At 53.9% G+C, this 7,028-nt stretch carries 2 protein-coding genes and 1 rRNA gene; 2 read left to right on the forward strand and 1 reads right to left on the reverse strand.

The annotated features are described in order from the left end of the window. Both JE47_RS0118915 and JE47_RS0118920 read left to right on the forward strand, forming a co-directional pair. Positions 1–3,195: S8 family serine peptidase (locus tag JE47_RS0118915; protein WP_031461251.1), on the forward strand; the 3,195-nt coding region annotated here is incomplete at its 5' end. A 23-nt stretch (positions 3,196–3,218) separates the two neighbouring features. Further along, positions 3,219–6,344: a PA14 domain-containing protein gene (locus tag JE47_RS0118920; protein WP_031461252.1), complete on the forward strand. Its 3,126-nt coding sequence runs from the start codon at positions 3,219–3,221 to the stop codon at positions 6,342–6,344. 521 nt (positions 6,345–6,865) lie between these two features. On the opposite strand, the gene rrf is transcribed toward JE47_RS0118920, so the two are convergent. After that, positions 6,866–6,980 (reverse strand): 5S ribosomal RNA (gene rrf / locus JE47_RS0118925). Between the last annotated feature and the right edge of the window lie 48 nt (positions 6,981–7,028).

Here is a 7,028-nt window from a genome sequence, read left to right on the forward strand (position 1 = left end):
GGACGGGGCACGATCGTTCTTTTCGGTGGGGTGAACAGTGCAGTTCTGGACGATACCTGGTTGTGGACGGCAGAACAGGGTTGGCAGATGGCATCACCCGCCACGCGACCTTCCCCGCGTTATGGTCACGCGATGGCGTATGATCCCCTTCGCAATGAGGTTGTCCTTTTTGGCGGTTATAGTGGCAGTAGCCGTAATGATACCTGGGTATGGAACGGGAGTACGTGGCTCCTGCGTAATCCGCCGGTATCACCGCCACCCCGTTGGGGTCACACTCTCACCTACGATGCAGCGCGTGGCCGGATTGTCCTGTTCGGTGGCGCACAAAGCACAATCGGTTTCTACAATGACACCTGGGAATGGGATGGTCAGACCTGGATTGCCCGCTCTCCGACCACCCAGCCCCCTGCCCGCAGAAACCATGCTGCCGCCTATGATTCTGTGCGCGGACGAGTAGTTGTGTTCGGCGGTTATGCCATTAACGGGCAGACACCGATCTATTTCGACGATACGTGGGAATGGGATGGCGAGCGCTGGCAACGTGTGGTAGCGAGTGGACCGGCTGGCCGGATGGGTCACACCCTGTTCTACGATGCTGTGCGTCGCGAGACCGTCCTCTTCGGTGGAATTGGATCAACCTCCATTGACTCAACGATCTGGGCCTGGAACGGATTGTCATGGACGCAACGCCCCGATACGCTGCGCCCGCCGACGCAAGCCTTCCATACCGCAGTCTATCAACTGGTAAGCTGTCGTGCGCTCATCCTGAGTAGGGAGACAGAATTTCAGCGTCTTAACACGTGGCAACAGCGCGAGTCGTCGTGTTCTGCCCTCCCAACAGCCCGCATCGACAGTGTATCGCCGAATCCGGCCAATCGCAGCACCGACCGTATTCAACTCATCGGCAGTGGTAACGCAGCGTCTGGCAGCGGTCGGCAGATTCAGGCCTATCGCTGGCTCCTCAACGGCACGCAACTGCTCGGCACGAGTGCGTCGCTTACCGTGAACGTATCTGATTTCGCAGTGGGGGTCTATGAAGTCTCGCTGGCAGTGCGTGACGATGCGGGAATTTGGTCATTACCGGTAACCCAAACATTAACCATTATTGATAACCCCAGACTGGTGGTGTCAACCGATCCTATCACCGTAACCCTCGTGAGTGGTGACCGCACCGAACGAACACTAACCATCGCCAATCAGGGAGCCAGTCCGCTATTGGTGAATCTCCGTGCGGAGTCTGTCTCATCGTTCTCATCTTTGCCGACGGCATCTCTGTCAGGAGAGAGTACATCTTTAACCATCCCTCGTCCGTACCGCCCTAACGAACGTCTCGATGCGCGGCTTACCCGCTTCGCCCAAACGACATCGAATCGCCAGGAAACGTACCTAGTCTACATGAACGAAGTCGCCGATTTGCGGGCTGCTGCGCAAATCCAGGATTGGCGCGAGCGAGGTCGAGCAGTCGTGCAGCAATTGCAGGAAGTTGCTACACGCAGTCAGGCCGATACATTGCGCTATCTGGATGAGCAACAACGCAATGGGGCAGTGAGTTTTTACTGGTCGCTTTACAGTGTCAATGCAATTGTCGTGCGTGGGAACGCAGAGACATTGCGTACCCTGTTAGCGCAACCGCGAGTGGTTGGTATCACAATCAGCGAAGTTTACGCCCTGAACGATGTATCACAAGTACCGTTGCCCCAATCAACAACCGGCGTCAGATGGAATATCAGACGCATTGGCGCCGATCGGGTCTGGGGCGAATTCGGTGTGCGGGGCGAAGGGGTAGTCGTGGGGAGTATTGATACTGGTGCCCTCCTCGATCATCCTCTCCTCAATCCGACGTATCGTGGTCGCAATCCCGATGGCACCTACGATCACACCTATAGCTGGTTTGATCCGACCGGCTCGTTTCCGAATGCGCCCGGCGACGATAACGGACACGGTACGCATACCATCGGTACGATGGTCGGCATCGATGGCATTGGTGTTGCGCCAGGGGCGCGCTGGATTTCCGCCCGTGCCTGTAGCAATCGGTCATGTCGGGATTTCGACATCTTGCGGGCTATGGAATGGATGCTGGCGCCATATCCGGCAGCGATTGGTCCGACGGCTGCCAATCCCGATATGCGTCCACAAGTTGTCAATAATTCCTGGGGTGGGCCGGGTGGACGCCCCCTGTTCCAGCAGATGGTGGCGGTATGGCGGGCTGCCGGTATCTTTCCAGCTTTTGCTGCTGGGAACTGTGGTCAGGCCCGCCCAGGATGCCCCATATCTGGTAGTGGCAGTATCAGCTCTCCCGGTGACTATGCCGAAAGCTTTGCCACCGGTGCGACAGATTCACAAGACGCACTGGCACCATTTAGCAGCCAGGGTCCATCACGTTTGACCTCGAATGTAAAACCAGACCTGGTTGCTCCCGGTGCAAGTATCGAGTCGGCAGCTCTTAACGGAGGTACTATTCCCCAAAATGGCACCTCTATGGCAAGTCCCCATACAGCCGGTGCTGTCGCTTTGCTCCTCTCGTTACGTCCTGGCCTAAATGTTGATCAAATCGAGACGTTACTCCGTACAACAGCCCGTGATCTGGCTTCACCGGGTCCAGATGCACAGACCGGTTACGGTCTGCTTGACGTATACGCTGCTGCACAGGCGGCCCAAACCGGTCTCGGCTGGCTCCGTCTTCCGCAAACGAGTGGCGTGGTTCAGCCCGGTCAAACCCTCTCATTCCCCATCCAGTTCGATGGACGAGGGATGACGATGGGAACGTATCGGGCCGAGCTTGTTATTCAAAGTAATGATCCGACCGCTGCCGAAATCCGAATTCCCGTGAGTCTCTCAATACAGAGGGTGTTACGCCAGAGCCATCCGTTTATCACCCATCGCACCGCAAACAGCATGGTTGTGCGCTGGATGGCACCCGATGGTCGGATTGCCCGTTTAGAGTATGCCGAACAGGAAGGAGGTCCATGGATAAGTCAGACGGGAACATCAAGCACTATTCCCGGAGAGACGCTGATTGTACTCCGTCATTTGAAGCCAGAAACTACGTATCTGCTCCGTCTGATTGCGATGGATGGGAGTGTTGAAGACAACGGAGGTCGCTTTTATCGAGTAACGACAGCACCGGCCCTTCCCTTTGAGATGCATGACGTGAACCAACCAGTTCAAGTCTATCTGCCACTCGTACAACGATGATTCAAACGCGAAAGGAGTGTTCTATGCGTGCCCGTACACTACAACGATGGCTCATCCCGCTAAGCCTTATTTTGCTGCTTCTGCTCAGTATGGGCCAGCCGCCCGCACCGACCGTGGCGCAGAATCAAGAGCAAAACCTGATTATGTCAGGCGATCCGAATCTACCGCCGAGTGTTTATGTCCTGGCGTTCAACCCATCAACCTACGGCATCTATTTCCTTGAAAATGATACCTGGCGGTTAGTGACAGCCGTACCGGTTAGTTCGGTTACAGTAGATCGGGTGATTGCCAAACTATCGCCGAATCGTCAGCGTGTGGCCTATATGATCATCGACGGCGAGACCGGAAATAGTGCGATCTTCGTTACCGATCTCTATGGTCTCGACACCACCCTGATCTACGCTAGTGATGATCCTGCGTTAGCTGCCACCTCGTTTGCCTGGTATGGCGATCAGATCGCCTACACTCTGGCCCGCGGACCTTTTGCTGGCGAGGCAGATGGCACGGTAATTAATCGGTTGGAGCAAGCTGCTCAGGCCAATTATTCCGGTGAATTATGGCTGAGCAGTGCCGATGGTAGTACCCATGACCAGATTGTGGGTGAAGGGGTTGGTCAGGTAATCGGTGGTATCACCGGTTCCAACTCTCTCTTCTACACGGTGGTAAACACCGAAACGCAGGACCTCATAGGGCTAAACAGCATTGATCTTGACGATAAGACGGTCAATGACCTTTTCCGCAATACTGATAATACTGTCTACATCACCTTCGATCTTGTACAGACCGCTCCCAACACAGTTCGTATTGCAGCAGTGACCGCAGAAGGGCTGTTTTCGACGCTCCCCACAGGTGGCACGAAACTGCTTACCGCAAATCTCGATGGTAGTGGTGCTCAGGTCGTCTACAGCGATCCGTTTGACATCGGTGCGGCAGTCTGGTCGCCACAAGGCGACAAGGTGGCAATTGTGCGCCATTCAACTGGTGAAGTGTTGATCCACGATCTGAACCAGGGAACAACGCAACGGCTGGAAATCTCTGTGCAATCAACCGGTCTCCAGTGGAATGAGGATGGTACTGCGTTGATCGGATTACCAGCACTCGATAGTACGACGAATCCCTTTACGAAGGGGCTGGTTGTGTTTGGCCTGGATAGTACCACCCTGGCTTCGATCGAAACGCAAGCCACAGCAAATACACGCTACACGCGCTATATCGTTCCCGGTTTCAATCCCACGACGTATGAGCCGTATGTACATCAAGTTCTCGATACGCCTACTAACTTTGATCGTAAGTATAATGCCTGTGGTGCGGCCTCGACGGTCATGGTGCTGGCTGCTCTCCAAAAGCTAGAGAGTAGTGATCTCGGCGAAGAGGTTAGAAAATTCCATAACGGTCACAGTCATAACGGCCGCTGGGTCCAAACTTCCGACCCGGACCCGTCCCGGGACCGGGACAGGAGTGGACGCGAGTGGATAGAAAATGCGCTCCGTGTCTATGGTATTGATCAGAAAGGAGGACCACCCTACAATGCTGAGACACGACAGCACCACGTCTTCAATCTCCAAGAAATCGTTGACGCTCTCGAACGTGGTCATGCTGTTATCGCGGCAACCGCTTTAACTAGCGCCGGTCATATTGTCGTGATTATTGGCTACGAACGAGCCGGTGCTGAAGTTCGCCTGATTGTTAACGATCCGTTTGGAAATGCCAACCTTTCTCCATACAATGGCTCGCGGCGCAATGGTGCCGGTGTTGTTTACACCTGGGAAAAACTTCGTTTCCAGTGGGGATTCAAAGTCAACGCTGTTGCCACCGGTACTAATACTGTCTTGCCAGGTCAATGGCGTGGTGAATACTACAACAACACAAATCTGTCGGGTACACCGGTGCTTGTGCGGAGCGATAATAGGATCGACTTTGATTGGGGCACCGGCTCGCCTGGATCTGGTGTAGCTGCTGATAACTTCTCAGTTCGCTGGAAGAAAATGGTGCGTTTTGACCGGAGTGGTGTCTACCGCTTCACTACCGGCTCTGACGATGGCCTGCGGATTCGGATAGACGGTCGAACGATCCTGAACCAGTGGTACAATCGCCCTTTTACTCGTTCGACAACCGATGTCTATATCTCGGTTGGTGAGCATCTGATCGAAGTTGAGTACTATGACATCATCGATCGTGCTATCGTCCTAGTGGACTTGCAATATCACACACCATCAATGGTGTGGGAAGGGGCTTACTACCGCAACCCGAACCTGTCAGGTGAACCTGCCTTCCTCCGCAACGATCAAAATATCAAGTTTGACTGGGGTTTGGGTAGTCCAGATAGTTCCATTCCAGCCGACAACTTCTCAGTACGTTGGCGCCGCTCACTGTATCTGCCGGGTGGAGCCTGGCAATTCTATACCCGCAGTGATGATGGTAGTCGGGTCTTTGTGAATGGTCAGAAGGTTCTTGATCAGTGGTGGGATCATGCTGCTCAATCAGCTTACTCGAACTATCAATCCCTCAATGCTGGTACACACAATATAGTCGTTGATTTCTACGAACGTGGTGGCGTAGCTTCGATGGAATTTGCCTTCTGGCCTCGGGTGTGGGCCGAATATTGGGACAAGCGTGACTTTACCGGCAATTACCGAAGCGAAGTCCTCAACTCGGTTAGCAAACGATGGTGGTTGGGAGGGCCTCATAATTCCTGGTGGCAAGATAACTTTTCATCGCGGTTTACCTGGCCGGTATCGTTACGTGGCGGTACGTATCGTATCTGTGTAAACTCGGATGACGGTTTCCGGTTTAAGGTTGATGGAGTGGTTCGATTTGAACGCTGGCGTGATAGTGTCGGTCAGACATGTGCGAACATTGACATTAGTGCAGGCTGGCGCACCTTCCAGGTTGAACACTACGAAGCTGGTGGTCTGGCGTACCTGGAAGTTACCTGGGGACGTGCTGATGGCGCGTGGTACGGCGTAGCGCAACCTTCTGCATTATCGGCTGTGGCTAGCGAGCCATTAACCCAGGATCAACCGGTTGATGAAGTTACAGCCTATTTCCAACTTCTCCATGAACGTGGTACGCTTGGTTTAGGATTAGAAGCTGAACAGCAAGAGCCATCACCTAGCTTCATTGTGCGCGTACCACTCGTTCAACGCTAGTTATCCTTTCCCTCGCCGTCTGTGCCAATTCAGACGGCGAGGAATTTTTTGTTGGTACTCTTGTACGTCTCGTGGGTAGTGAGAAGTAGAGATGCTGACCAACTTAATCGGTCGTCTTGTGATTAGAGGCAGCTATCTCTAACGATTGGTAGAGTTTTCAAAGCGCTTTCCCGCCAAACAGTTGTGGTAGTAGAGAGAAGTGGTAGGAGCAGGTTCCAAACTCGTTTCCGATAATGTGCTGATCAACTGCGATGGTTTTGGCCGCCCATCGTAGAATGTGGGTCCACATACCGCATTCCGCTCTACGTAGAACTGTGCGGAGAGGATATAATGTTCGTCGGCATCGGTCTGTTGTTGAGCCGTTCAGTCATCGCATGCAACTCAAAGCTGAAAAATATCGAAAAGCCCTGATAGTCTACGGGTAGGTTTGGAACCAGTTTCTACCGTTATTGTGTTCAGAGATTTTGACAAAAAATCCCCGCTCGGCGACCAGTAATCGTCGCCGAGCGGGGAGGAATGAACGGGTGCATGGACCTAGGTTCCCAGCGGTGAGCCGCCAGTAGGATCGGCGCTGCGGTGTTTCACGACCCGGTTCGGGATGGGACGGGGTGGGTCCACCGCGCTCCACACACACCCATTGGGAGAAGAGACCGTCGTCCCTTCACTCCTCACGCGATTGCTTGC

Origin of the sequence: Chloroflexus sp. MS-G (assembly GCF_000735195.1) — a bacterium.
Taxonomy (GTDB): Bacteria; Chloroflexota; Chloroflexia; order Chloroflexales; family Chloroflexaceae; genus Chloroflexus.

What these genes read in the sequence shown, in the direction of transcription:
- JE47_RS0118920 (WP_031461252.1), top strand. Translation starts at nt 3,219, where the DNA reads ATGCGTGCCCGTACACTACAACGATGGCTCATCCCGCTAAGCCTTATT.